This is a genomic window from Janthinobacterium sp. GW821-FHT03C10 (assembly GCF_059420865.1).
In genome coordinates, this window is sequence record NZ_JBWKUN010000001.1 from 1,544,921 (window position 1) to 1,569,608 (window position 24,688).

The following is a 24,688-nucleotide window of genomic DNA, read 5'->3' on the forward strand; positions in this document are numbered from 1 at the left end:
TGATTCCTTAATTAAGCTTGACCGGCAGCAGCGGCAACGACGCTCTTGGCTGCATCTTCCATGGTGTCGGCTGCGATGATAGGCAGACCGGAATCGGCCAGCATCTTTTTGCCCAGGTCTTCGTTGGTGCCCTTCATGCGCACGACCAGCGGTACGTTCAGCGAGACGGCTTTCACTGCGGCGATGACGCCTTCAGCGATCACGTCGCAACGCATGATGCCGCCGAAAATGTTCACCAGGATGGCTTTCAGGCCTGGGTTTTTCAGCATGATCTTGAACGCTTCGGTCACTTTTTCTGCCGTGGCGCCGCCGCCGACGTCCAGGAAGTTGGCTGGCTCGCCGCCGAACAGCTTGATGGTGTCCATGGTGGCCATGGCCAGGCCGGCGCCGTTCACCAGGCAACCGATGTTGCCGTCGAGCGAGATGTAAGCCAGGTCGAATTTCGACGCTTCGATTTCAGCTGGATCTTCTTCATCCAGATCGCGCAGGGCGACGATTTCCGGATGACGGAACAGGGCGTTCGGGTCGAAGTTGAACTTGGCGTCCAGGGCGATGACCTTGCCGCTGCCGGTGACGATCAGCGGGTTGATCTCGGCCAGCGAGCAATCGGTTTCCCAGTAGGCTTTGTACAGGCCTTGCAGGTTGACGCGGGCGTCGGCGATGGAACCGGCAGGCACGCCGATCTTGGCGGCGATGTCGTCTGCCTGGGCATCGGTCAGGCCTGTGCCCGGATCGATGGTGACGTGATGGATCTTCTCAGGGTGGCTCTCGGCCACTTCTTCGATGTCCATGCCGCCTTCGGACGATGCCATCAGGACGATTTTCTGGGTAACGCGGTCGGTGACCAGCGAAACGTACAGTTCCTGTTTGATGTCGGCGCCTTCTTCCACCAGCAGGCGGTTGACTTTCTGGCCTTCGGCGCTGGTCTGATGCGTGATCAGCTGCATGCCCATGATCTGGTCAGCGTATTCCTTGACCTGTTCCATCGATTTTGCCACTTTCACGCCGCCGCCCTTGCCGCGGCCACCTGCGTGGATCTGCGCCTTGACAACCCACACCGGGCCGCCCAGGGTTTCCGCAGCCTTGACGGCTTCTTCGACGGACATGCACGGAATACCGCGTGGTACCGTCACTCCGTGCTGCCGGAGGATTTCTTTGGCTTGATACTCATGGATTTTCATGCTGGCTTCCCTTCTGATACTGATTTGTAAAAATACGGTTAGTGGTGCAAAAAAAACAGGAAAAACAGAGCGCCGGGATCACACCTTGGCTACCCAGCGCGGGTAATACTGTGCAACCGCCCCGCCATCGGTGCGCAGGGCGTGGCATTTGTCGAGTTGGAACGGCTTTTCATGCGACAAGTCAGCATTCGCACCGTCACGGGTCGACCAGACATCGCCGGCAAATGCCTGAACCGTCGCAGTCGGCAAGACTTGCGCCAATTCGGTCAAATGGGTACAGCCAGCGATTCCCGCCAGGCGCTGTTTCAAGTCGCGGCGGAAATTCTTCAATAGGTTCAAACCGATCAGCGCCCTGTAAGCGGGGCCGATGGTATCGCAAAAACCGGGATAGGGCACGGCATCGGAGGCGGCTTCGGCCTCGACAATGGTCAGTTCGCGATCGACGGTAATGCGTAAATGGAGGTCATGCAGAGGGGCGCCGGCGGGACGGGGGCCGGAGGCCAGGGTCGCGTCATAGCTTTTGATATCGGTGATATGGGCGTCAATATCCCACAGGCCGTCGTCGCGCATATACGCTTGGACGTCGATAACGCGGGAGTGCCGTAGGGCGCGCCGGGATACGGGAGTTGACAGGGGCATAAGACCGATGCCGCTTGCGCGGCCATAATTTAGTAAGCAGCCATGTGCCTAAAGCACTCTGTTCGCAGCTTCTACGAACAGCAACCGCACCTGCGGCGCCGCAAAAACCCTAAAAGTGTAGCACAGTAGGCGCCGGTTGCGCCGCAACATAATTTTTCATTGCTTTGATAAAAACATTTCAAAGTATAAAGAACTCACATGGAAATTGAGCCTGTTATCACGGACGGTGATGATAGATATGACCGATGGGCGCCGCGAAACACCTGACCGAATGGCTGCGCCGGCGCAGCCCACGGCGGCACGGTCAGGCCCGGCCCCACGCAGCGCAACAATATGCCATCCGATCGACAGGCTGGCGGCGAGGAAAGTGAACTTACCAGTAAAACAATGATCTGGAGCAAGGCTGCCTGGCAGGCAAGGCACGGGGCAGCGACGAACTGTTGCAGAAGGAACACAGCGAGGCCGGCGGGACGGCCAGCGCCGCACGCCTAGTCGTCCTCCGGCTCCAGCCCCTTCAAGGCCGCCTGCACGGCACGCTGGGAAAAGCCGCGCTGCATCAGGAAGCGCATCTGCTTGTTGCGCTGTTCCGCATCCTGCGCCACCTGGCCAAACTTGCGGCGCCACACCTCGCAGGCGCGCGCCACTTCCCCTTCGGCCAGGCCCGCCTTGAGTTCCTGCAGCGCCTCGCCGCCTATGCCGTGGCTTTGCAGTTCCGCCATGATGCGGCTGTTGCCGAAGCGGGCCGAGCGGCGATGGATCAGCGATTCGGAAAAGCGCTCCTGCGACAGCCAGTTGGCTTGCTCCAGGCTGTCGAGCAAGGCTTCCACGTCGTCGCCCTCCTGCGCATGGCGCTGCAGCTTGCGCCGCAATTCCATGCGGCTGTGTTCGCGCATCGACAAAAAGCGTAGCGCCCTGCCCTTCAGGCTTAGTTGTACTGCGGCCATACACCCACCTTGTCTTTCATTCCACGATCACATCACCCAAACACAATCGCCGCCCGGCGCAACAGCGCGGGACGGCGATCATAGTCACACCTTGCAACAAGCCATGCGTAGGTCGGATTAGGCCCCTTGGGCCGTAATCCGACAACATTGTTGACGTCTGTGGCGTTGTCGGATTACGCGCGGCTTTGCCGCGCTAATCCGACCTACTCTGCCTTGGCTTCCGCAGCCTTGGCAGCCTTGTCGGCGGCTTTATCCGCTTTTTCCGGCTTTTCAGCGGCCAGCGGCGGCAGTTCGCGCACGCCCAGCGAAGCGCGGACCTTGTTTTCGATTTCGCGGGCCAGCGCCGGACGCTCTTGCAGGAAGGCGCGGGCATTGTCCTTGCCCTGGCCGATGCGTTCGCCGTTGTAGCTGTACCACGAACCGGATTTTTCCACGATCTTGGCATCCGAGCCCAGATCCAGGATTTCGCCTTCGCGCGAGGTGCCGGCGCCGTACAGGATGTCGAAGTGCGCTTCCTTGAACGGCGGCGCGATCTTGTTCTTGACGACCTTGACCTTGGTTTCGTTGCCGATCACTTCATCGCCGGACTTGATCGAGCCGGTGCGGCGGATGTCCAGGCGCACGGAGGCGTAGAATTTCAGCGCATTGCCGCCCGTGGTCGTTTCAGGGCTGCCGAACATCACGCCGATCTTCATGCGGATCTGGTTGATGAAGATGACCAGGGTATTCGTGCGGTTGATGGAGCCGGTCAGCTTGCGCAGGGCTTGCGACATCAGACGCGCTTGCAAACCTGGCAGCGAATCGCCCATGTCGCCTTCGATCTCGGCGCGTGGCGTCAGCGCGGCCACGGAGTCGATGACGACGAGGTCGACGCTGCCCGAACGCACGAGGGCGTCGCAGATTTCCAGCGCCTGCTCGCCCGTGTCCGGTTGCGAGATCAGCAATTCATGCAGGTTCACGCCCAGCTTTTGCGCGTAACCGACGTCGAGCGCGTGCTCGGCATCGATAAAGGCGCAGGTGCCGCCCAGTTTTTGCATTTCAGCGATGGTTTGCAGGGTCAGCGTGGTTTTACCCGACGATTCCGGACCGTAGATTTCCACCACGCGGCCGCGCGGCAAGCCGCCCACGCCCAGCGCGATATCGAGGCCGAGCGAACCGGTCGACACGACTTGCACTTCTTCGATCGGTGCGCTGGCATCCATGCGCATGACCGAACCTTTGCCAAACTGCTTCTCGATCTGCGCCAGTGCGGCGGCGAGCGCCTTGGCTTTTTCCGATGCGGGTACTACAGCTTTTTTATCGTCCATATGTTCTTTCAGCCGTTCTACAGGTGCGGATTCACATGAATCCGGCAACCTGCGATAGCGCCAGTGGGTTAAATTCTTTACACAGACAGTACTGTATAAAAAAACAGTGATCAATGCAAGCGGAACGTGGATTTGTTTTGAAACAGATCAATACAAGCCTGGTTTCTCACAAAAACTCGCCACCTTGCGGGAAATGAAACACAATACAAGCTTCTACCGCCGCAAGCATAGGAAGTGCACCATGCGTATTTTACTTGCCGAAGATGACAGCGTGCTGGCCGATGGCCTGACCCGCTCGCTGCGCCAGTCCGGTTATGCGATCGACTACGTCAAGACCGGGCAGGAGGCCGATACGGCCCTGTCCACCCAGGAATTCGACCTGCTGATCCTCGACCTGGGCCTGCCGAAGATGTCCGGCCTGGAAGTGCTGCGCCGCCTGCGCGCGCGCGCCTCGCTGTTGCCCGTGCTGATCCTGACGGCCGCCGATTCCATCGAACAGCGCGTGAATGGCCTCGACCTCGGTGCCGACGATTATATGGCCAAGCCGTTCGCCCTGTCGGAACTGGAGGCAAGAGTGCGCGCCCTGACGCGCCGCGGCGCCGGCGGCGGCGCCACCATCATCAAGCACGGCCCCCTCAGCTATGACCAGGTGGGACGCAGCGCCTACATCAACGACCAGATGCTCGACCTGTCGGCGCGCGAACTGGGCTTGCTGGAAATCCTGCTGGGCCGCACCGGCCGCCTCGTCTCGAAAGAACAGCTGGTCGACCACCTGTGCGAATGGGGCGAGGAAGTGTCGAACAATGCCATCGAAGTATATGTGCACCGCCTGCGCAAGAAGATCGAGGTGGGCGGCGTGCGCATCGCCACCGTGCGCGGCCTCGGCTACTGCCTGGAGAAATATTCGGAAGCGGCGCGCCTGCAAGCCGAAGCGGGCGAGGCGGCAAGCCCGGCCAGCGGGCCCGCCAGCAAGTGAAGGCGCGCGAGGCGCCAGCGGACGAGGCGGACGACGACGACTGGTTCGAGCCGCCCACCACGGAACAAGACGACACCATCGAGCACTCGCTGTTCGGCGAAATCCTCGACTGGATGCTGGCGCCCCTGCTCCTGCTGTGGCCGATGAGCATCGCCATCACCTATCTGGTGGCCAAGGGCATCGCCAATCAGCCGTTCGACCATGCGCTGGAAGACAGCGTGACCGTGCTGACGCAACAGGTCAAGCAGGCCGACGGCGCGCTGCTGCGCCGCGTGCCGGACAAGAACAGCAATAACAAGGGCCGCGACTTCCTGCGCGGCGACGACGTCGACACCCTGTATTACCTGGTGGTGGGTCCGCGCGGCGAATACCTCGACGGCGACCGCGACTTGCCGCCGCCGCAAGACCCCGACAAATACCGCAGCGGCATGGTGCTGTTTCGCAACGACACCATCCACGGCACGCCCGTGCGCGTGGCGTTCAGCTATCTCGATATTCCTGCCGGCAGCGATGACGAACCGCACCGCGCGCTGGTGCAAGTGGCCGAGACGCTGGAAAAGCGCGCCCAGCTGGCCAATGAAATCATCAAGGGCGTGATTTTGCCGCAGTTCATCATCCTGCCCGTGATCCTGGCCCTCGTCTGGTTTGCCCTGGCGCGCGGCCTGTCGCCGCTGGCGCAATTGCAGGAACGCATACGCGCCCGGCCGCCCGACGATTTATCTCCCATCGAATCGGGGCAGGTGCCCGAGGAAATCACGCCGCTGGTCGGTTCGCTCAACGAAATGCTGGCGCGCCTGTCGCTGTCGATCGACATGCAGAAACGCTTCATCGCCGATGCGGCGCACCAGATGAAGACGCCGCTGGCCGGCATGCGCATGCAATCGGAGCTGGCCCTGCGCCAGACCGACCACGACGAGATTCATCGCTCGCTGCTGCAGCTGGCGAAAAGTTCGGAAGCGGCCACGCGCCTGGTCAACCAGCTGCTGGCCCTGGCGCGCGCGGAAAACCAGCCGCAGGCGGGCACGGCATTCGAGCCGATCGAACTGAGCGAACTGGCGCGCGGCGTGGTGCAGGACTGGGTGCAAGCCTCGTTTGCCCAGCATATCGACCTGGGCTTCGAACAGCCCGCGTATTCGATCATGATTTCCGGCAATGCCATGATGCTGCGCGAGCTGCTGAGCAATCTGATCGACAATGCCCTGCGCTACACGCCGCTTGGGGGCAGCGTGACGGTGCGCGTGCGCAGCACCCTGGAACTGGCCATCCTGGAAGTGGAAGATACGGGGCCCGGCATTGCGCCGGCCGAACGGGCCCACGTGTTCGAGCGCTTTTACCGCATTCTCGGCAGCAATGTCGACGGTAGCGGCCTGGGCCTGGCTATCGTGCGCGAGATTGCCCAGCAGCATGGCGCCGAAGTCGATATTTTTAACAATCCGCGCGCCACGTCGCCCAAGTTGCCAGGCACGCTGCTACGCCTGAGCATCGCCCTGCTGTTGCCGGAAGCGCCAGAAGAGGATGACATCGTGTATGGATAAGCCCAGCCTTCCCGCGGCGCCGCTGCAGCCGGCGCGCGCGCCCGGCCCCGAACTGCAGGCGCGCCGCGACGTGCACTGGCGCAAGACGCGGCGCCTGACGGCCGTCCTGCTGCTGGTCTGGCTGCTGACGGGCTTCCTGACCGTGTTCTATGCGCGCGAGCTGCTGCACCTGAACCTGTTCGGCTGGCCCCTGCCCTTCTATATGGCGGCCCAGGGCGCCTCGCTCGTCTACCTGGCCATCATCGCCTTGTATGCCTGGCGCATGCGGCGCCTCGACCGGGCTTTTCATGCCGAGGAACAAGCATGAGCGGCCAGCGCACCTTCTTTGCCCGGCTGTGCCGCTACTACCTGCTGTTTACCGCCGGCTTCGCCGCCTTCCTGCTGGCCCTGTCGGTGCTGGAACAGGAAGGCATGCCGCGCGCGTGGATCGGCTACCTGTTCATGCTCGTCACCATCACCCTGTACGCCACCATCGGCGTCATCAGCCGCACCTCGAACGTCACCGAATACTATGTGGCGGGGCGCAGGGTGCCGGCCATGTTCAACGGCATGGCCACGGCCGCCGACTGGATTTCGGCCGCCAGCTTCATCAGCCTGGCCGGCGGCCTGTACCTGAACGGCTTCGACGGCCTGGCCTTCATCATGGGCTGGACGGGCGGCTATTGCCTGGTGGCGCTGCTGATCGCCCCCTACCTGCGCAAGTTCAGCCAGTACACGATTCCCGATTTCCTCGCCGCCCGCTACGGCAGCGGCACCGACAAGCGGGGCGCCAGCGTGCGCGTGGTGGCCGTGGCCGCCACCATCATCGTGTCGTTTACCTATGTCGTGGCGCAGATCTACGCCGTCGGCCTGATCGCCTCGCGCTTCACGGGCGTGGATTTTTCCGTCGGCATCTTCCTGGGCCTGGCCAGCATCCTCGTCTGCTCCTTTCTTGGCGGCATGCGCGCCATCACCTGGACGCAGGTGGCGCAATACATCATCATCCTCGTCGCCTTTCTGATTCCCGCCATGTGGCTGTCGGTCAAGCATGCAGACAATCCCGTGCCGCAGATCGCCTATGGCAAGGTGCTGCCGCAACTGAGCGCGCGCGAACACGTGCTGGAAACGGACCCGAAAGAGATCGAGGTGCGCGCCATCTTCCGCCAGCGCGCGCACAGCTACCAGGCGCGCATCGACGGCTTGCCCGGTTCCTGGGAGCAAGGCCGCCTGGCGGCCCAGCGCCAGCTCGACAGTTTGCGCCAGCGCAATACCTCGCTGTTCGACATCCGCAACGCGGAGCGCTACCTGATCGCCTATCCCAAGAGTCCCGACGAGGCACGCGTGCTGTGGCAGGCCGCGCAGGCGCAGAATCAGAAACGCGCCGAACCGATCATTCCGCACGCGCAGCCGTTTCCCGCCGCCGACCGGGAACAGTCCGACATCAAGCGCAACAATTTCCTGGCCCTCGTATTTTGCATGATGCTGGGCACGGCCGCCCTGCCCCACATCCTCATGCGATCGTACACCACGCCGTCCGTGCACGAAACGCGCGTGTCCGTGTTCTGGACCCTGTTCTTCATCCTGTTGATCTACCTCACGATTCCCGCGCTGGCCGTGCTGGTCAAGTACGACATCTACTCGGCACTGGTCGGCACGCAATACGCGAACCTGCCCACATGGGTGTCGTACTGGGCCAACGTGGACAAGCTCAGTCCCCTGATCAGCATCGTCGACGTCAACCGCGACGGCATCGTGCAACTGGCGGAAATTTCCATCGACGCCGACGTGCTGGTGCTGGCCACGCCCGAGATTGCCGGCCTGCCCTACGTGATTTCCGGCCTGGTGGCGGCCGGCGGCCTGGCCGCCGCCCTGTCGACGGCCGACGGTTTGCTGCTGGCCATCTCGAACGCCCTGTCGCACGACGTCTATTACAAGGTGGTCGATCCCAGCGCCTCGACGCAAAAGCGCGTGACGATTTCCAAACTGCTGCTGCTGGCCGTGGCCTTCATCGCCGCCTATGCGGCCTCGCAAAAGCCGGCCGACATTTTGTCGCTGGTGGGCGTGGCCTTCTCCCTGGCCGCCTCGACCCTGTTCCCGCCGCTGGTGCTCGGTGTCTTCTGGCAACGCGCCAATTACCAGGGCGCGCTGGCCGGCATGCTGACGGGCTTTGGCGTCTGCCTGTACTACATGCTGCACACCAGCACCATGCTGGGAGGCAATGCCAGCGGTCAATGGTTCCATATCGCCCCGATTTCCGCCGGCATCTTCGGCGTGCCCGCCGGCCTGGCCGCCGCCATCCTCGTCAGCTGGCTGACGCCGGCGCCGGGACGGCGCGGCCGGGGACTGGTCGAGCATATCCGGGCGCCGGAATAACGGCCTGCTGCCTCAAACGTAAAAACAATGATAGCCTCTAGAAATAATGCATAAATAAATACCTTATTTACCAACCATCAAGGGATAAAATGATGCCCGGCAAGGTCTCTCTTGAACGCTATATGGCGCTCACCCGCGTTGTGACTGCCTGCCTGTTGCTGGCCTTCGTATCGCCGCAGGCGCCAGCCCAGCGGCTGATGCCCCGTCAGGCATTGGCACCGCCGCTTTCTTTGATAAAGATCAGATCAGCAACGTGGCACTGTCGCCTGACGGACGGGCGGTGGCCATCTTGCTGATGGGCGACAACCGGCGCCGGCGTTTGGCCGTGCTCGATGTGGCGAGCCAGGAGGTCAAGGTCGTTGCCAACTTCAGCGACCGCGATATTGATAAAGTGGCATGGGTCAATGCAAAGCGGCTGGTATTCGATACCACCGACTCGCACGCGGCAGACGGCCAGCGCAAATATGCGCCGGGCATGTTCGTCGTCGACCGCGATGGCGGCAATTACCGCCAATTGGCCTCCATGGATGGGACAGCGGACGACCCGCGCTTTGCGTCCAGGAAGTTGCCTCCCTCCGTATATCTGCTGGACCAGCCCGGCGCCCAGGCTTCCGATGTCATCTATGTCCAGAAAGCCGTTGTGCTCAAGGAACGTAATGAGAATACGGCAGAGGTCGGACAATTCGACTTGCTGCGCCTCGACACCACCACCCAACAATGGGAAAAGGTGATGCCGCCAGCCAAAGGCGTGCGCCACTGGCTGCTGGATCAGCAGGGCAGGCCGCGCCTGGCAATGGTCGTCGAGGACGGGCGCAAGACGTTTTACTACCTTGAGCAGGACGATCAGCGCTGGCGCGCCGTCGCCAGCCAGGATATCTATGACAACGGACCCGGCGCCATCACGCCCGTGGAATTCGGACCCGACGGCACCCTGTATGTCAGCAGCCGCAACGGTGCCGACAAGCGCGCCCTGTATGCCTACGACCTGACGGCTGGCCGCGTCACGGGCAAGCCGCTGGTCACGCTGGCCGGCTACGATTTCGTCGGCGGCATCCTCGCGGACCAGAAACGCCTGCTGGGCGTCTACTACACCAATGATGCCACCACCACCGAATGGTTCAGCGCCGACTGGAAGGCCGTGCAGCAAGACATCGACACACAATTGCCGGCGACCATCAACCTGGTCTCACGCAGCGCCAGGGCGGATAGCCCGCAGCTCATCGTGACGGCGTATTCGGACCGCCAGCCCAGCGCCTACTTGCTGTACAACAAGCAAACTCGTCAATTACAGAAAATCGGCGATGCCCGTCCCGCCATCGATGCGCGGTACATGGCGCAAACCGACTTGATGACCTATCGCGCGCGCGACGGCATGGAGATTCCCACCTGGCTGACCTTGCCCAAGGGCGGCGGGAAGAAATTGCCGATGGTGCTGCTCGTGCGCAGCGTGCCAGGAGGACGTGGCAGCCTGTGGCAATGGATGAGCGAGCGGCAATTCCTCGCCTCGCGCGGCTACGCCGTGCTACAACCCGAATTTCGCGGCAGCGGTGGGCGCGGCGACCAGTTCCTTCGGGCGGGCTGGAAACAATGGGGCCTGGCCATGCAGGATGACCTGGCCGACGGCGTGCGCTGGGCCATCGCGCAAGGCATTGCCGATCCACAACGCATCTGCATCGTCGGCGGCGGCGCCTATGGCGGTTACGCAGCCCTGATGGGATTGATCAAGAATAGCGACCTGTTCCACTGTGGCGTCAGCTGGAGCGGCATCACCGACTTGCCGCAAATGTTCACGCAACACTGGAGCGTTGGTCACCGGATGGGCGAGCAGGAAAGACAATACTCCATGCCGCAACGCATAGGCGATCCTGTGCACGATGCCGCCCAGCTCAAGGCCAGCTCTCCCATGTACCAGGCCGAAAAATTGACGCAGCCCCTGCTGCTGGCCTACGGAGGGGCCAGCAGCAACGTTCCCACATACCAGGGCACGCAGTTCCGCGACAAGCTCAAGCTGAGCAATTCACGCGTCGACTGGCAGCTGTATGCCGAAGAGGGTGACCGTTGGGACTTGGCGGCCACGCGCGTAGACTTCTGGCAGCGCGTGGAGAAATTCCTTGACAGAAATATCGGAAAAGACAGCGTCCCGCTAAAAAAGGAGTAGGCTGGAGGGCCGTTTTACTTACGAGGAGATCCCATGCCGTCTGGAAAAATTCTTGTTGCCCAGGGAGGCGGCCCCACCGCCGTCATCAACCAGTCGCTGGTGGGCGTGGTGCTCGAATCGCGGCGTTTTCAGCACGTCACCCGCGTGTACGGCGCCCTGCACGGCGTGCGTGGCATCATCAATGAAGAGTTCGTCGACCTGACGCAGGAAACCAGCCACAACCTGGAACTGGTGGCCGCCACGCCGTCCTCTGCGCTCGGTTCCACGCGCGACAAGCCCGACATCGCCTACTGCCAGCAAATCTTCGAAGTACTGCGCGCGCACGAAATCGAGCATTTCTTTTACATCGGCGGCAACGACTCGTCCGACACGGTGCGCATCGTCAGCGAGGAAGCGCACAAGGCCGGCTATCCGCTGCGCTGCATCCACATCCCGAAAACCATCGACAACGACCTGGTGGGCAGCGACCACACGCCCGGTTTTCCCTCGGCCGCGCGCTTCGTCGCGCAGGCGTTCGCCGGCGCCAACCTGGACAACGCGGCCTTGCCCGGCGTCTACGTGGGCGTGGTGATGGGCCGTCACGCGGGCTTTCTGACGGCCGCCTCGGCGCTGGGCAAGAAGTTCCCCGACGATGGTCCGCACCTGATTTACCTGCCCGAGCGCGTCTTCGTGCTGGAACAATTCCTCGCCGACGTGAAGGCCACGTATGAAAAGTACGGCCGCTGCGTGATCGCCGTCTCGGAAGGCATCCACGACGCGTCGGGCGAGCCGATCGCCAGCCTGCTCGCCAAGGAAGTGGAGCGCGATGCGCATGGCAACGTGCAATTGTCCGGCACGGGCGCGCTGGCCGACCTGCTGTGCGACGAAATCAAGGCCAAGCTCGGTATCAAGCGCGTGCGCGGCGATACCTTCGGCTATCTGCAGCGTTCCTTCATCGGCTGCGTCTCCGACGTCGACCAGCGCGAAGCCCGCGAAGTGGGCGAAAAGGCGGTGCAGTTCGCCATGTGGGGCGACCGCGACGGTTCCGTCGCCATCAAGCGCACGGGCTTTTATTCCGTCGACTACGAGTTGCTGCCGCTGACCGAGGTGGCGGGCAAGACGCGCACCATGGAAGACGAGTTCATCAGCGCCAGCGGCACGGACGTCACCGATGCTTTCCGGCTGTATCTGCGCCCGCTGCTGGGCTCGGGCATGCCCGATGCGTTCCGCCTGCGGGCCGCCAAGGTGGCGAAGGTCCTGAAACCCTAGCTGGACTCCGCCAGCAGCAGCGGCCGCAGCTTGACGGCCGCTTCTTTTAACTGCGGCACGTGCTGCATCAGCTGCTCCACGGACTTTCTCGCCACAGGCGCGTGGCAGGCGACGGCGGCCACGATACGCCCGTCTGCCGCGCAGATGGGCACGGCCACGGCCACCATGCCGTGCACGAATTCCTCGTCGTCGATGCCGATGCCCAGGCGGGCGATGCGCACGATCTCGCGCTCGAGCAGCACGGGATCCGTGATGCTTTTCGGCGTGCGCGCCTGCAAGGTCAGCATGGCCAGCAAGGCGCGCCGCTCCAGCAAACTCATGTGCGCCAAGAACAGCTTGCCGCTGGCCGTGCAATGCATGGGCGCGCGCGTGCCCAGCACCAGGTGCAGGCGCAACGGTTCCTGCGTCTCCACCCGGTCCACGTAGACGATTGCATTGCCCTCGGGAATGGCCAGATTGCACGTCTCGCCCGTGGCCGCCACCAGGCTGCCCAGGATGCTGCGGCTCACGCGGATCAGGGCATTGTTGCGCAGGGTCGCCAGCGCCAGGTTCGTGGACGCGGCACCGGGTACATAGCCGCGCCCCACGGGCGTGCGCAGCACATAGCCATGTTGCTCCAGGGTATCGAGCAGGCGCATCATGCTGGCCTTGGGCACCTGCATGCGCGCGGCCAGCTGCGACAGGGTCAAGGGCTGGCTGGCGCTGGCCAGGTGCTCGATCAGGCGCAGCACGCGCAAGCCGCGCGCCTCGTCGCCATGGCTGGCCGCCGGGCTGGCAGTTACCGCGCCCCCCGCCGGGCTGTCTTCTTCGGCCTCGGCCGGCCGTTTTTGAAACGCATCATGCATGTTCTGTTTCACCTCTCGCGTATGCGGCGGTTTCCGCTTGTCCCTGTGCAGCACGTCTTTTATAAATGGAACCAGACGTTCCAAAAATAACCAATAAAGACCAGTGTATCGCAAAAAACGCCCGCCGAGGTGGTGCGATACCGCAACGCAGGAGACAAGCACCATGTTGCAAACACACTACGATTACATCGTCGTCGGCGCCGGTTCCGCCGGCTGCGTGCTGGCCAACCGCCTGTCGCACGACAGCAACCACCGGGTATTGCTGCTGGAAGCGGGCGGCAAGGACAACAATCCCTGGATACACGTGCCGGTCGGCTATTTCAAGACCATGCACGACCCGAAGCTGGACTGGTGCTACCGCACGGAAGCGGATGCCGGCATCGCCGGACGCCAGTTGCAATGGCCGCGCGGCAAGGTCCTGGGCGGCTCCAGCTCGCTCAACGGCTTGCTGTATGTGCGCGGACAGAAAGAGGATTACGACCGCTGGGCCGAACTGGGCAACGCAGGCTGGAGCTATGCCGAGGTGCTGCCCTATTTTAAAAAATCGGAAGACCAGGAACGCGGCGCCAGCGACTACCACGGCGTGGGCGGCCCGTTGAAGGTGTCGGACCTGCGCCTGCGCCGCCCCATCGCCGAACACTTCATTGCCGGCGCCACGGAAAGCGGCATCCCCTTCAATGCCGATTACAACGGCGCCACGCAGGAAGGCGTCGGCTACTTCCAGCAAACGGCCAGCAAGGGCTTGCGCTGGAGCACGGCCAAGGCCTTTTTGCGCCCCGCCCGCAAGCGCGCCAACCTGCGCGTGGAAGTGCGCGCGCAGATCACGCGCGTGCTGTTCGAGGGAAAGCGCGCCGTCGGCATCGAGTTCCGGCAGGATGGCCAGCTGCGCCAGGCGCGCGCCAGCGGAGAAGTGATTTTATGCGCGGGCGCCATCGGCTCGCCGCAAATCCTGCAATGCTCGGGCGTGGGTCCGCGCGCCTTGCTCGATAAAGTGGGCGTGCCGCTCGTGCACGACTTGCCCGGCGTGGGACAGAACCTGCAAGACCACCTGCAAATCCGCCTCGTCTTCAAGACGCGGCTGAAAACCCTGAACGATGAAGTCAACAGCCTGTGGGGCAAGCTGTGGGTGGGCATGCAATACGTGTTTTCCCGCTCCGGCCCCCTCACCCTGGCGGCCAGCCAGGTGACGGTGTTTACCCGATCCTCGCCCGAGGTGGAGCGGCCCGACATCCAGTTCCACATGCAGCCGCTGAGCGCCGACAAGCCGGGCGAAGGCGCGCATCCGTTTTCCGCGTTTACGTCGTCCGTGTGCCAGCTGCGCCCGCACAGCCGCGGCCACGTATCGATCAAGTCCGCCGATCCCCTCGCCTATCCGGGCATCTACCCGAACTACCTGTCCGACCCGCGCGACCAGCGCACGGCGATCGCCGCCCTGCGCGTGGCCCGCAGGATCGCCGCCGCCCCGTCGCTGGCGCCGCACATCATTTCCGAATTCGTGCCCGGCCCGCAGTTCGAGACGGATGCGCAGCTGCTGGACGCGGCGCGGCGCTTCAGCCAGTCGATCTACCACCCGAGCGGCACCTGCAAGATGGGCCACGACGCCATGGCAGTCGTCGACGACCGCCTGCGCGTGCACGGCATGCAGAACCTGCGCGTGGTCGATGCGTCGATCATGCCGGAAATCGTCTCGGGCAATACGAACGCGCCCACCATCATGATCGCCGAAAAAGCGGCCGACATGATCCTGGCGGACGCCGTGCGGCTGCCGCAGGCGGCCTGACCCACCCATTCCATTTCCGGCAAGGAGGATGTCAGCGGCGGGCAGGCGGCCCCGCCTCCAATGACCCGGCGACAAGCCAGGCATCAAACACATAATCGATATCGATTGGAGACTAGATATGGACAACAATCCCAACAATCCGAAAAAAGCCCAAGAGCTGCGGAAAGTCGTGATGGCCAGCGTGATCGGTGCCACCATCGAGTGGTACGACTTCTTTTTATACGGCGTCGTGGCCGGCATCGTGTTCAGCAAACTGTATTTCCCGGGCGGCGATCCGCTCGTCTCGACCATGCTGGCCTACGGCACCTTCGCCGTGGGCTTTCTGTCGCGCCCCATCGGCGGCGTGATCTTCGGCCACTTCGGCGACAAGATCGGCCGCAAGAGCATGCTGGTGATGACCCTGATGATCATGGGCATCTCCACTTTCCTGATCGGCGTGCTGCCGACCTATGACCACATCGGCTACTGGGCGCCGGGATTGCTGCTGTTCCTGCGCGTGCTGCAAGGCATCGGCCTTGGCGGCGAATGGGGCGGCGCCGTGCTGATGGCGTATGAATATGCGCCGCCAAAGGACCGCGGCTTCTACGCCAGCCTGCCGCAGATCGGCCTGGCCATCGGCCTGTGCCTCGCGTCGGGCGTGGTGGCGATCCTGTCGTACAGCCTGACGGATGCGCAATTCCTCTCGTGGGGCTGGCGCGTGGCCTTCATCCTGTCGGCCGCCCTCGTCTTCATCGGCATGTGGATACGCCTGAACGTGATGGAAACGCCGGAGTTCCAGGCCGTCAAGGAAAAGAACGCGGAGACGCAGATTCCATTCTTCGACCTGCTGAAGCGCTATCCGGGCAATGTATTAAAAGGCATGGGCGCGCGCTATATCGACGGCGTGTTCTTCAATATCTTCGGCGTGTTTTCCATCACCTATCTGACCAACACCATCAAGATAGACCGCACGGAAGCGCTGATGGGCGTGATGGCGTCGGCCGTCGTGATGTGCTTCTGCATCCCCTTCTTCGGCCGGCTGTCGGACCGCATCGGCCGCAGCAAGGTGTTTTTCTGGGGCTCCTTGATCACGGGCGTGTCGGCCATCCCCGCCTTCTGGATCATGCTGCACCACGCCGACAATCCGCTGCTGCTGTGGTGTTCCGTGATCATCCCGCTGGGCGTGCTGTATTCGGCCGTGTACGGCCCGGAAGCGGCCCTGTTCTGCGACCTGTTCGACGCCAAGGTGCGCTACACGGGCATCTCCTTCGTGTACCAGTTCTCCGGCATCTTCGCCAGCGGCCTGACGCCCATCATCGCCACCTACCTGCTCAAGACGGGCAATGGCGAGCCATGGCACATCGTCGGCTACATCCTGTTCGCCTCCCTCGTCTCGGCCGTCAGCGTGGCCATGATCGGGAAAGGAGGCTCGCAGCCGGACGGCCGCATGAAACCGGCGCACGCGCGGTAAGATATCGCGGCGCAAAAAAAGGCAGGCCTCTTGCGAGCGCCTGCCTTGTTTGTTCAAGCTACAGCTTAGATAACAATGGTTTGATGCTCGTCGCCCACGCGGGCGCGGATGGTGCCGATGCGTGAGACGGTTTCGCCGGCCGCTTGCAATTGCGCGATGGCCGCGTCGGCGTTTTCCTGCGAGACGATGACGGTCATGCCGATGCCGCAGTTGAAGACGCGGTGCATCTCGGCGTCAGCCACGCCGCCGTGCTGTTGCAGCCACGTGAACAGCGGCGGCATGGTCCATGCCTTCGAGTCCAGTTCGGCCACCAGGCCGGGCTGCAGCACGCGCGGGATGTTTTCCACCAGGCCGCCGCCGGTGATGTGCACCATGCCTTTGACTTCCATGGCATCCATCAGCGCCAGCAGCGGCTTGACGTAGATGCGCGTCGGCTGCATCAGCACGTCGGCCAGCTTACGGCCATGGAAGTCGCCTTCCAGGTCCGGTTTTACCACTTCGATGATCTTGCGCACAAGCGAGTAACCGTTCGAGTGCACGCCCGACGAGGCCAGGCCCAGCACCACGTCGCCCGGAGCGATCTTGGTGCCGTCGATGATTTTCGATTTTTCCACGGCGCCGACGGCAAAACCTGCCAGGTCGTATTCGCCGGCCGGGTACATGCTCGGCATTTCCGCCGTTTCGCCGCCGATCAGCGCGCAACCCGCCTGTTCGCAACCTTGGGCGATGCCCTTGATGACGTCGGTGGCGATGGCCACGTCCAGCTTGCCGCAGGCAAAATAGTCGAGGAAGAACAGCGGTTCGGCGCCTTGCACCAGGATGTCGTTGACGCTCATGGCGACGAGGTCGATGCCGACCGTGTCATGGCGGTTCAGTTCGAACGCCAGGCGCAATTTCGTGCCGACGCCGTCGGTACCGGAGACCAGCACCGGTTCCTTGTACTTCTTGCTGATTTCAAACATGGCGCCAAAACCGCCCAGGCCGCCCATCACGCCTTCGCGCAGGGTGCGCTTGGCAAACGGCTTGATTGCTTCGACTAAAGCGTCGCCTGCGTCGATATCGACGCCAGCGTCACGGTAGGAAAGGGAAACATTAGAAGTCTGGTTCATGGTGTGGTGGCAGCGGAGGCGGTAAAATAGAAGGCGGATACCCGCCGGCACGCGCGCGCAAGCATGTTCTTCAACATCGTGCGGCAGGGCGCCAGCGGGTGAATTCGGTCGATCAAGACGCTATTTTATCAAACTGCCCCGCCATTTCGTAATTAACTGCCTTTTTTTAACGCAACAACACAAACTCCATGCCATTCGCCGTCACCGCCGAACAGAAGCAAACAGCATTTTGGATCGCGGTCTGGCTGGCATTCTTGCTGCTGCTCGTCAGCCTGGGCCCCATCCTGACGCCCTTCCTGGCCGCCGCCATCCTCGCCTACGTGCTCAATCCCGGCGTCGACCGCTTGCAGCGCCTGCATTACCGGCGCTTTTACGTGCCCCGTCCGCTGGCCGTGCTGGTCGTCGTAGTGTTGTTTTTCCTCGCCATTACGGCGCTGGTGCTGATCGTCGTGCCTGTGCTGCAAAAGGAAATCCCCCTGCTGCAGGCGCAGATTCCCCAATTCCTGAGCAAGGCGAACGAGTTCCTGGCGCCGAAACTGCGCGACCTGGGCATCCGCGTGCGCCTCGACGGCACGGGCATCAAACGCATGCTGAGCCAGCAGATGGCCACCAGCGGCGATGAAATCTGGAGCACGGTACTCGCCTCGGCCCGTATCGGCGGCACGGCCGTGCTGGGCTGGCTGGCCACCGTGGTGCTCATTCCCGTGGTGCTGTTCTATCTGTTGCTGGACTGGCATCCCATGCTGGCGCGCATCGCCGGCGCCGTGCCGCGCCGCTGGGTCGGCCGCACGGTGAGCATGGCGCAAGAGGTCGACACCCTGCTGGCGCAATACCTGCGCGGCCAGTTGCTCGTGATGCTGGTGCTGGCCACCTATTACTCGGTGGCGCTGGCCATCGCCGGTTTTGAAGTGGCATTGCCCGTGGGCATCATCACGGGCTTGCTGGTGTTCATCCCCTACCTGGGCTTCGGCCTGGGCCTGATGCTGGCGCTGATCGCCGCCCTGCTGCAGTTTGCCGACTGGAGCGGCGTCATCGCCGTGGCCGTCATCTATGGCTGCGGCCAGGTCATCGAGGGCTTTTTCCTCACGCCACGCCTGGTGGGCGAGCGCATCGGCCTGAACCCGCTGGCCGTGATCTTTGCCTTATTAGCGTTCGGACAATTGTTCGGTTTCGTCGGCGTTTTGCTCGCTTTACCCGCTTCTGCCGTCCTGATGGTCGCTTTTAAGCATCTAAGACGCCACTACCTCACCAGCAGCTTCTATAATACCTAGTAAAAGCGGATATCATATCAACCTAGCAATACCACGATGCACATGCAGTAATGAAAAACAGGACAAGGCGTACGCCATGAAACAACTGGTGCTCGATTTAGGCACAGACCAGGCGCACAGCCTCGATACCTTCGAGGTGGGACAGAATGCCGAAGTGGCGCAGCTGATGCGCCAGTTCGCCGCACGCACGTCGCGCGAACATTTTGCCTACCTGTGGGGCGAACTGGCCGCCGGCAAGAGCCACCTGCTCAAGGCCCTGGCCAGCACCGAGCGCGCGCGCTACATTTCGCCGTTCTCGATCGAGTCCGAATTCGTGTACTCGCCTGACGTGGACCTGTACCTGCTCGACGACTGCGAAAAACTGTCGCCGCTGGCGCAGATCGACGCCTTTGCCCTGTTCAATGAAATCCGCGCCAACCAGGCGTTCATGGTGTGCAGCGGCGCCGTGCCGCCGGCCGTGCTGCCCGTGCGCGAAGACTTGCGCACGCGCATGGGCTGGGGCCTGATCTACCAGATCCACGGCTTGACGGACGATGAAAAAATCGCCGCCCTGACCCAGGCGGCCACCACCCGCGGCTTGACCTTGTCGCCCGGCGTGTTACCCTATCTGCTGTCCCATTTCCGGCGCGACATGCGTTCGCTGTCGACGATGCTGGACTCTCTCGACCTCTACTCCCTTGAAACCCAACGCCCGATCACCTTGCCATTATTGCGCGAGTTGCTGCAGGCGGAAGCGAAAGAATGATGAATCTGGCCCTGTTTGACCTCGACCACACCCTGCTGCCCATCGACTCGGATCACGAGTGGGGCGAATTCCTGGTACGCATCGGTGCCGTGGACGCCGCCGAATTCACCCGCCGCAACGACGAATTTTTCGCGCAATACCAGGCCGGCACGCTCGATCCGGTGGAGTACCTGGAATTCTCGCTCGGCACCCTGGCGCAATTCCCGCGCGAACGCCTGGAAGCGCTGCACCGCCAATTCATGGCCGAAGTGGTCTTGCCGGCCATCCGCCCGGAAGTCGTGGCGCTGATCAAGCAACACCAGGACGCGGGCGACCTGCTGGCCATCGTCACGGCCACCAACCATTTCATCACCAAACCCATCGCCGATGCACTGGGCGTCGAACACCTGCTGGCCGCCATGCCCGAATATGACGACGAAGGCAATGTCACGGGCAAGCTGGTGGGCACGCCGACCCTGGGCGCGGGCAAGCTGACCCACACCCATGCCTGGCTGGAAAAGATGGGCAAGGAACTGGGGCAGTTCGAGCGCAGCTATTTTTACAGCGATTCGCACAACGACATTCCCCTGCTGTCGGTCGTGACCCACCCGGTCGCGACCAACCCCAACACCGCTTTGAGCGCACACGCATCCCTCCACGGCTGGCCATCACTCCACTTATTCAATGATTAAAAAATTCATCCGCAAGATCCTCGGCGTTAAAAAAGAGGCAGCGCGCGACACCACAGCACCCATCGTGCTCGGTCCCGCGCAACACGGAATCGACCCGAAACTGGTGTCGTCGAATGCCATCCGCGTCACCAGCAGCCTGCAGGAAGCGGGCTTCGAGGCCTTCGTCGTCGGCGGCGCCGTGCGCGACCTGCTGCTGGGCGTGAAACCCAAGGACTTCGACATCGCCACCAACGCCACGCCGGAACAGGTTAAGCGATTGTTCCGCCGCGCCTTCATCATCGGCAAGCGCTTCCAGATCGTGCACGTGATGTTCGGCCAGGATCTGCTGGAAGTGACGACCTTCCGCGGCGCCGGCGCCGATTCCGCGCCCAAGGATGAACATGGCCGCGTCCTGCGCGACAACACCTTCGGTTTGCAGCACGAAGACGCGCTGCGCCGCGACTTCACCATCAACGCCATGTACTACAACCCGGCCACGCAGGAAGTGCTCGATTACCACGGCGGTGTGGAAGACATCCGCGCCAAGACCCTGCGCATGATCGGCAAGCCGGAAGAACGCTACCGCGAAGACCCCGTGCGCATGCTGCGCGTGGTGCGCTTTGCCGCCAAGCTGAAATTCACCATCGAGCCGCACACGGCTGCGCCGATTCCCGTCATGGCGCCACTGATCAACAACGTGCCGGCGCCGCGTGTGTTCGACGAGATGCTCAAGCTCCTGATGAGCGGCCATGCGCTGGCCTGCCTGCAGCAGCTGCGCAAGGAAGGCTTGCATCACGGCCTGCTGCCGCTGCTCGACGTGGTGCTGGAGCAGCCGCTGGGCGCGAAATTCGTCACCCTGGCGCTGGACGCCACGGACCAGCGCATCGCCGCCGGCAAGACCGTCTCGCCGGGCTTTTTGTTTGCCTCGCTGCTGTGGCACCAGGTGCTGGAAAAATGGACGGCCTACCGCGCCGCCGGCGAATCGACCATCCCCGCGCTGCACCTGGCGGCCGACGACGTGCTCGACTCGCAAACGGAAAAACTGGCCCTGCAGCGCAAGATCGGCTCCGACATGCGCGACATCTGGTCGATGCAGCCCCGCTTCGAGCGCCGCGTCGGCAAAGCGCCGTACAAATTGCTCGAACACCTGCGCTTCCGCGCCGGCTACGACTTCCTGCTGCTGCGCTGCGCCTCGGGCGAGATCGACATGGACATCGGCGAATGGTGGACGGCCTTCTATGAAGGCGACGAGGAAACGCGCGAAGCGCTGCTCGTCAGCGCGAATGCAGCACCGGGCGCCGTCAAGAAGAAGCGTCCGCCACGCCGCAGCACGCGCAGCAAAACGGGTGGCGGCACCACCACCGGCAGCACCAACGGCGAATAATGTCAGTGATTGCTTACATCGGCATCGGGGCCAACCTGGGCGACGCGCGCGCGAATGTGCAGGATGCGATCGCGCGCCTGGCGCGCCTGCCCGGCGCCAGCTTGCTGGACGCCTCGGCCAGCTACCGCACGGCGCCCATCGATTCCAGCGGCGACGACTACATCAACGCCGTGGCGCGCATCACGACCACCCTGCCGGCAGAGGAACTGCTGCTGGCCCTGCACGCCATCGAGGCGGCGCACGGGCGCGAACGGCCTTACCGCAACGCCCCGCGCACCCTGGACCTGGACTTGCTGCTGTACGGCGATGAGCAGATCGCCAGCGCCACACTGACGGTGCCCCATCCGCGCCTGACGGAGCGCGCCTTCGTGCTGGTGCCACTGCTGGCCCTGGCGCCCGACATCGCCGTGCCAGGACGCGGCCCCGCGCAAGGCTATCTGGCGGGCGTGGCGGACCAGGCCATCAGCCAGCTCTGAGCCGCCGCGCCAGACATACACTACAATGCCGCCCCTGCACGCCGTCCTATAAAGTACTACACTAGCGGCGTCGCAATAGCATCACCCCCCTTTCACTCTAGAGAATACCTATGTCCGCTTATTTGCAAGGAACAGATCTGGCCGCAAAAGACAAGGCCGCCACACCGGCGCCGGCGCCATCCAAGCCTGTCGCCAACAAGGCCGTGACCATCCACACGCTGGCCACGTTGCGCGCCGCCGGTGAAAAGATCTCCATGCTGACCTGCTATGACGCCAGCTTCGCGTCGCTGATGGACCGCTGCGGCGTGGAGATCCTGCTGATCGGCGATTCGCTCGGCATGGTCTGCAACGGCCTGAACTCCACCCTGCCCGTCACCGTGGCCGAACTGGCCTACCACACGGCGTCCGTCGCGCGCGGTAGCAAGTCGGCCATGATCCTGTCCGACCTGCCGTTCGGCGCGTACGGCACGCCTGAAACGGCTTACACCAACGCCGTCATCCTGATGCAGGCGGGCGCGCACATGATCAAGATCGAAGGCGGCGCCTGGCTGGCCGAGACCGTCCGTTTCCTCACCGAGCGCGGCATCCCCATCTGCGCCCACATCGGCCTGACGCCGCAATTCGTGCACCAGCTGGGCGGTTATAAGGTGCAGGGCAAGAGCACGGAAAGCGCCGCCGAACTGAAGAACGACGCGCTGGTGCTGCAAAACGCGGGCGCCGCCATCGTGCTGATGGAAGCCATGCCGTCGCAGCTGGGCAAGGAAGTGACCGACATGCTGACGATTCCCACCATCGGCATCGGCGCCGGTCCCGACTGCTCGGGCCAGGTCCTCGTCATGCACGACATGCTGGGCGTCTTCCCAGGCCGCAAGGCGCGCTTCGTGCGCAACTTCATGGAAGGCGCGACCAGCATCGACGACGCCGTCACCGGCTACGTCAAAGCCGTCAAGGATGGCAGCTTCCCGGCGCTGGAACACTGCTTCTGATGTAGTTTGTTTTACGTCTAAGTCGGCTTACGCGCTGCGCGCTAAGCCGACCTACGAAACCATCCACGCTATAGGTCAGGTAGGTCGGGTAGGTCGGGTAGGTCGGGTAGGTCGGATTAGGCCGCAGGCCGTAATCCGACAACACCGCAGGCGCAAATCCCTATCCCACCTGTATCCACGTCGTCTTCAGTTCCGTGTACTTGTCCAGCGCGTGCAATGACTTGTCACGCCCGTTGCCCGACTGCTTGTAGCCGCCGAACGGCACGGTGATGTCGTCGCCGTCGTACTGGTTGACGTGCACGGTGCCGGCGCGCAGGGCGCGCGCCGTCTGGATGGCCTTGCTGATGTCCGAGGTCCACACGGCCGCCTGCAAGCCGTAGGGCGTGGCATTTGCCTGCTTGATGGCTTCCGCGATATCCGTAAAGCCCAGCACGGACAGCACCGGCCCGAAGATCTCTTCGCGCGCGATCGTCATGCCGGCGTCCACGCCGAAGATGGTGGGCTGTACGTAGTAGCCGCCCGTATCAAGGCGCACGGCCTCGCCGCCGCCCAGCAGCTGCGCACCTTCGCTCTTGCCGGCCGCGATATAGCCCATCACCGTCTGCATCTGCGTGGCATCGACGATGGCGCCCATGACGGTGGCTTCATCGAGCGGGTCGCCTGGCTGGAAGCGCGGCAGCATGGCCAGCGCCTTGGCGACAAATTCTTCCTTGATCGACTCTTCCACGAACAGACGCGATGGCGCATTGCAGCTTTCGCCCTGGTTGAAGAAGATGGAACCGACGGCGGCCGCCACGGCCTTGTCCAGGTCCGGGCAATCGGCGCACACGATGTTGGCGGACTTGCCGCCCAGTTCCGTCCACGCCCGTTTCAGATTCGACTGGCCCGCCATCTGCACGATCAGTTTCCCCGTGCGCGTGGAACCCGTAAAGCCGATGCAATCGACGTCCATGTGCAGCGCCAGCGCGGCGCCGGCCTCGTTGCCGTAGCCTGGCAGCACGTTGAACACGCCCGCCGGCACGCCCGCTTCGAGCGCGATGTCGGCCAGGCGCAGCGCCGTCAATGGCGATTTCTCGGACGGCTTCAATATCACGCTGTTGCCGGCCGCGAGGGCGGGCGCGATCTTCCAGGCGGCCATGATCATCGGGTAGTTCCACGGCACGATGGCGGCGACGACGCCCACCGGTTCGCGCGTGATCAGGGCCAGGCTGTTGGCGGGTGTCGGGGCGATTTCATCGTAGACCTTGTCGATCGCCTCGCCGTACCAGCGCAGGCAGTTGGCCGTGGCGCCCACGTCCACGCTCTGGCTGTACTTGATCGGTTTACCCATGTCCAGGGTTTCCAGCAGGGCCAGTTCGGAACCGTATTTCTGCACCAGGTCGGCGAACTTGATCAATATCCGCTTGCGCTGCGCCGGCGATTTACCGGCCCAGCGGCGGTCGTCAAAGGCGGCGCGCGCGGCCTGCACGGCCGCCTCCACGTCGGCGCCGTCGCAGCGGGCCACCTGCCCCAGCAGACGTCCGTCGATGGGCGACAGATTGTCGAAAGTCTGGCCGGACCTGGCCGCGACCCGTTCGCCGTTGATGACAGCGCGGCCATCGATCTTGATCTCTGCGGCCCGTGCGTGCCAGCTGGTGTTTTCCGTCATGGTC

At 63.1% G+C, this 24,688-nt stretch carries 21 protein-coding genes; 14 read left to right on the top strand and 7 right to left on the bottom strand.

Features of this window, described 5'->3' with window-relative positions; all coding sequences use genetic code 11:
- Positions 1–11 precede the first annotated feature (11 nt).
- From sucC to recA, 4 genes are all read right to left on the bottom strand, one after another.
- Positions 12–1,181: an ADP-forming succinate--CoA ligase subunit beta gene (gene sucC, locus AC07VH_RS06630; RefSeq protein ID WP_230539079.1), complete on the bottom strand. Its 1,170-nt coding sequence runs from the start codon at positions 1,179–1,181 to the stop codon at positions 12–14.
- A gap of 78 nt (positions 1,182–1,259) precedes the next feature.
- Positions 1,260–1,820 carry a DUF2889 domain-containing protein gene (locus AC07VH_RS06635; RefSeq protein WP_475417501.1) on the bottom strand — a complete coding sequence of 187 codons (561 nt, stop codon included), beginning with the start codon at positions 1,818–1,820 and terminating at the stop codon, positions 1,260–1,262.
- Between the two features lie 488 nt (positions 1,821–2,308).
- A complete protein-coding gene (gene recX, locus AC07VH_RS06640; RefSeq protein WP_326458744.1) occupies positions 2,309–2,764 on the bottom strand; it encodes a recombination regulator RecX in 456 nt (151 codons plus the stop codon).
- A 203-nt stretch (positions 2,765–2,967) separates the two neighbouring features.
- Positions 2,968–4,071 (bottom strand): recombinase RecA, encoded by a 1,104-nt coding sequence (gene recA / locus AC07VH_RS06645; RefSeq protein WP_076565922.1) that lies wholly within the window; start codon positions 4,069–4,071, stop codon positions 2,968–2,970.
- Between the two features lie 241 nt (positions 4,072–4,312).
- Between recA and AC07VH_RS06650 the strand changes: the two genes are divergently transcribed.
- The 6 genes from AC07VH_RS06650 to AC07VH_RS06675 all read left to right on the top strand — a co-directional run bounded on the left by AC07VH_RS06650 (position 4,313) and on the right by AC07VH_RS06675 (position 12,340).
- The gene (locus AC07VH_RS06650) at positions 4,313–5,047 is read left to right on the top strand and encodes a response regulator (protein WP_475417502.1); all 735 of its coding nucleotides are present in this window, start codon (positions 4,313–4,315) and stop codon (positions 5,045–5,047) included.
- Positions 5,044–6,582 (top strand): sensor histidine kinase, encoded by a 1,539-nt coding sequence (locus AC07VH_RS06655; protein ID WP_475417503.1) that lies wholly within the window; start codon positions 5,044–5,046, stop codon positions 6,580–6,582. The genes AC07VH_RS06650 and AC07VH_RS06655 overlap by 4 nt, the downstream gene beginning before the upstream one ends.
- Entirely contained in the window at positions 6,575–6,889 is a 315-nt protein-coding gene (locus tag AC07VH_RS06660) for a DUF4212 domain-containing protein (RefSeq protein WP_494788238.1), read from the top strand. Before AC07VH_RS06655 ends, AC07VH_RS06660 begins: the two co-directional genes overlap by 8 nt.
- Positions 6,886–8,934, top strand: a complete 2,049-nt coding sequence (locus AC07VH_RS06665) for a sodium:solute symporter family protein (RefSeq protein WP_494788237.1) — start codon at positions 6,886–6,888, stop codon at positions 8,932–8,934. Before AC07VH_RS06660 ends, AC07VH_RS06665 begins: the two co-directional genes overlap by 4 nt.
- 253 nt (positions 8,935–9,187) lie before the next feature.
- On the top strand, positions 9,188–11,092 hold the full coding sequence (locus tag AC07VH_RS06670) for an alpha/beta hydrolase family protein (RefSeq protein WP_494788236.1): 1,905 nt from the start codon (positions 9,188–9,190) through the stop codon (positions 11,090–11,092).
- A 33-nt stretch (positions 11,093–11,125) separates the two neighbouring features.
- Entirely contained in the window at positions 11,126–12,340 is a 1,215-nt protein-coding gene (locus AC07VH_RS06675; protein WP_494788235.1) for a 6-phosphofructokinase, read from the top strand.
- On the opposite strand, the gene AC07VH_RS06680 is transcribed toward AC07VH_RS06675, so the two are convergent.
- Positions 12,337–13,185 carry an IclR family transcriptional regulator gene (locus tag AC07VH_RS06680; protein WP_494788234.1) on the bottom strand — a complete coding sequence of 283 codons (849 nt, stop codon included), beginning with the start codon at positions 13,183–13,185 and terminating at the stop codon, positions 12,337–12,339. The two genes, AC07VH_RS06675 and AC07VH_RS06680, sit on opposite strands and share 4 nt — an antisense overlap.
- Positions 13,186–13,348: 163 nt before the next feature.
- On the opposite strand from AC07VH_RS06680, the gene AC07VH_RS06685 reads away from it, so the two are divergent.
- Together AC07VH_RS06685 and AC07VH_RS06690 are read left to right on the top strand one after the other, a co-directional pair.
- Positions 13,349–14,965, top strand: coding sequence for a GMC family oxidoreductase (locus AC07VH_RS06685; protein WP_494788233.1), 1,617 nt, complete (start codon positions 13,349–13,351; stop codon positions 14,963–14,965).
- 172 nt (positions 14,966–15,137) lie between these two features.
- Complete coding sequence (locus AC07VH_RS06690) at positions 15,138–16,415, top strand: MFS transporter (RefSeq protein WP_475417543.1); 1,278 nt, start codon at positions 15,138–15,140, stop codon at positions 16,413–16,415.
- A 65-nt stretch (positions 16,416–16,480) separates the two neighbouring features.
- On the opposite strand, the gene purM is transcribed toward AC07VH_RS06690, so the two are convergent.
- A complete protein-coding gene (gene purM / locus AC07VH_RS06695; protein ID WP_494788232.1) occupies positions 16,481–17,524 on the bottom strand; it encodes a phosphoribosylformylglycinamidine cyclo-ligase in 1,044 nt (347 codons plus the stop codon).
- Positions 17,525–17,712: 188 nt separating this feature from the next.
- On the opposite strand from purM, the gene AC07VH_RS06700 reads away from it, so the two are divergent.
- From AC07VH_RS06700 to panB, 6 genes are all read left to right on the top strand, one after another.
- Positions 17,713–18,795, top strand: a complete 1,083-nt coding sequence (locus AC07VH_RS06700; RefSeq protein ID WP_494788231.1) for an AI-2E family transporter — start codon at positions 17,713–17,715, stop codon at positions 18,793–18,795.
- Between the two features lie 76 nt (positions 18,796–18,871).
- Positions 18,872–19,540 carry a DnaA regulatory inactivator Hda gene (hda, locus tag AC07VH_RS06705; protein WP_230539092.1) on the top strand — a complete coding sequence of 223 codons (669 nt, stop codon included), beginning with the start codon at positions 18,872–18,874 and terminating at the stop codon, positions 19,538–19,540.
- The gene (locus AC07VH_RS06710; protein ID WP_489630752.1) at positions 19,540–20,211 is read left to right on the top strand and encodes a histidinol-phosphatase; all 672 of its coding nucleotides are present in this window, start codon (positions 19,540–19,542) and stop codon (positions 20,209–20,211) included. The genes hda and AC07VH_RS06710 overlap by 1 nt, the downstream gene beginning before the upstream one ends.
- A complete protein-coding gene (pcnB, locus tag AC07VH_RS06715; protein WP_475417510.1) occupies positions 20,204–21,574 on the top strand; it encodes a polynucleotide adenylyltransferase PcnB in 1,371 nt (456 codons plus the stop codon). The genes AC07VH_RS06710 and pcnB overlap by 8 nt, the downstream gene beginning before the upstream one ends.
- Positions 21,574–22,050 (top strand): 2-amino-4-hydroxy-6-hydroxymethyldihydropteridine diphosphokinase, encoded by a 477-nt coding sequence (gene folK / locus AC07VH_RS06720; RefSeq protein WP_494788230.1) that lies wholly within the window; start codon positions 21,574–21,576, stop codon positions 22,048–22,050. The genes pcnB and folK overlap by 1 nt, the downstream gene beginning before the upstream one ends.
- Positions 22,051–22,160: 110 nt before the next feature.
- Positions 22,161–23,036, top strand: a complete 876-nt coding sequence (gene panB / locus AC07VH_RS06725) for a 3-methyl-2-oxobutanoate hydroxymethyltransferase (protein ID WP_494788229.1) — start codon at positions 22,161–22,163, stop codon at positions 23,034–23,036.
- A 160-nt stretch (positions 23,037–23,196) separates the two neighbouring features.
- Here panB and AC07VH_RS06730 read toward each other — a convergent pair whose 3' ends face one another.
- Positions 23,197–24,684 carry an aldehyde dehydrogenase gene (locus AC07VH_RS06730; protein WP_494788228.1) on the bottom strand — a complete coding sequence of 496 codons (1,488 nt, stop codon included), beginning with the start codon at positions 24,682–24,684 and terminating at the stop codon, positions 23,197–23,199.
- Positions 24,685–24,688: the final 4 nt, after the last annotated feature.

What these genes read in the sequence shown, in the direction of transcription:
- sucC (WP_230539079.1), bottom strand. Translation starts at nt 1,181, where the DNA reads ATGAAAATCCATGAGTATCAAGCCAAAGAAATCCTCCGGCAGCACGGA.
- AC07VH_RS06635 (WP_475417501.1), bottom strand. Translation starts at nt 1,820, where the DNA reads ATGCCCCTGTCAACTCCCGTATCCCGGCGCGCCCTACGGCACTCCCGC.
- recX (WP_326458744.1), bottom strand. Translation starts at nt 2,764, where the DNA reads ATGGCCGCAGTACAACTAAGCCTGAAGGGCAGGGCGCTACGCTTTTTG.
- recA (WP_076565922.1), bottom strand. Translation starts at nt 4,071, where the DNA reads ATGGACGATAAAAAAGCTGTAGTACCCGCATCGGAAAAAGCCAAGGCG.
- AC07VH_RS06650 (WP_475417502.1), top strand. Translation starts at nt 4,313, where the DNA reads ATGCGTATTTTACTTGCCGAAGATGACAGCGTGCTGGCCGATGGCCTG.
- AC07VH_RS06660 (WP_494788238.1), top strand. Translation starts at nt 6,575, where the DNA reads ATGGATAAGCCCAGCCTTCCCGCGGCGCCGCTGCAGCCGGCGCGCGCG.
- AC07VH_RS06665 (WP_494788237.1), top strand. Translation starts at nt 6,886, where the DNA reads ATGAGCGGCCAGCGCACCTTCTTTGCCCGGCTGTGCCGCTACTACCTG.
- AC07VH_RS06675 (WP_494788235.1), top strand. Translation starts at nt 11,126, where the DNA reads ATGCCGTCTGGAAAAATTCTTGTTGCCCAGGGAGGCGGCCCCACCGCC.
- AC07VH_RS06680 (WP_494788234.1), bottom strand. Translation starts at nt 13,185, where the DNA reads ATGCATGATGCGTTTCAAAAACGGCCGGCCGAGGCCGAAGAAGACAGC.
- AC07VH_RS06685 (WP_494788233.1), top strand. Translation starts at nt 13,349, where the DNA reads ATGTTGCAAACACACTACGATTACATCGTCGTCGGCGCCGGTTCCGCC.
- AC07VH_RS06690 (WP_475417543.1), top strand. Translation starts at nt 15,138, where the DNA reads ATGGCCAGCGTGATCGGTGCCACCATCGAGTGGTACGACTTCTTTTTA.
- purM (WP_494788232.1), bottom strand. Translation starts at nt 17,524, where the DNA reads ATGAACCAGACTTCTAATGTTTCCCTTTCCTACCGTGACGCTGGCGTC.
- AC07VH_RS06700 (WP_494788231.1), top strand. Translation starts at nt 17,713, where the DNA reads ATGCCATTCGCCGTCACCGCCGAACAGAAGCAAACAGCATTTTGGATC.
- hda (WP_230539092.1), top strand. Translation starts at nt 18,872, where the DNA reads ATGAAACAACTGGTGCTCGATTTAGGCACAGACCAGGCGCACAGCCTC.
- AC07VH_RS06710 (WP_489630752.1), top strand. Translation starts at nt 19,540, where the DNA reads ATGAATCTGGCCCTGTTTGACCTCGACCACACCCTGCTGCCCATCGAC.
- pcnB (WP_475417510.1), top strand. Translation starts at nt 20,204, where the DNA reads ATGATTAAAAAATTCATCCGCAAGATCCTCGGCGTTAAAAAAGAGGCA.
- folK (WP_494788230.1), top strand. Translation starts at nt 21,574, where the DNA reads ATGTCAGTGATTGCTTACATCGGCATCGGGGCCAACCTGGGCGACGCG.
- panB (WP_494788229.1), top strand. Translation starts at nt 22,161, where the DNA reads ATGTCCGCTTATTTGCAAGGAACAGATCTGGCCGCAAAAGACAAGGCC.
- AC07VH_RS06730 (WP_494788228.1), bottom strand. Translation starts at nt 24,684, where the DNA reads ATGACGGAAAACACCAGCTGGCACGCACGGGCCGCAGAGATCAAGATC.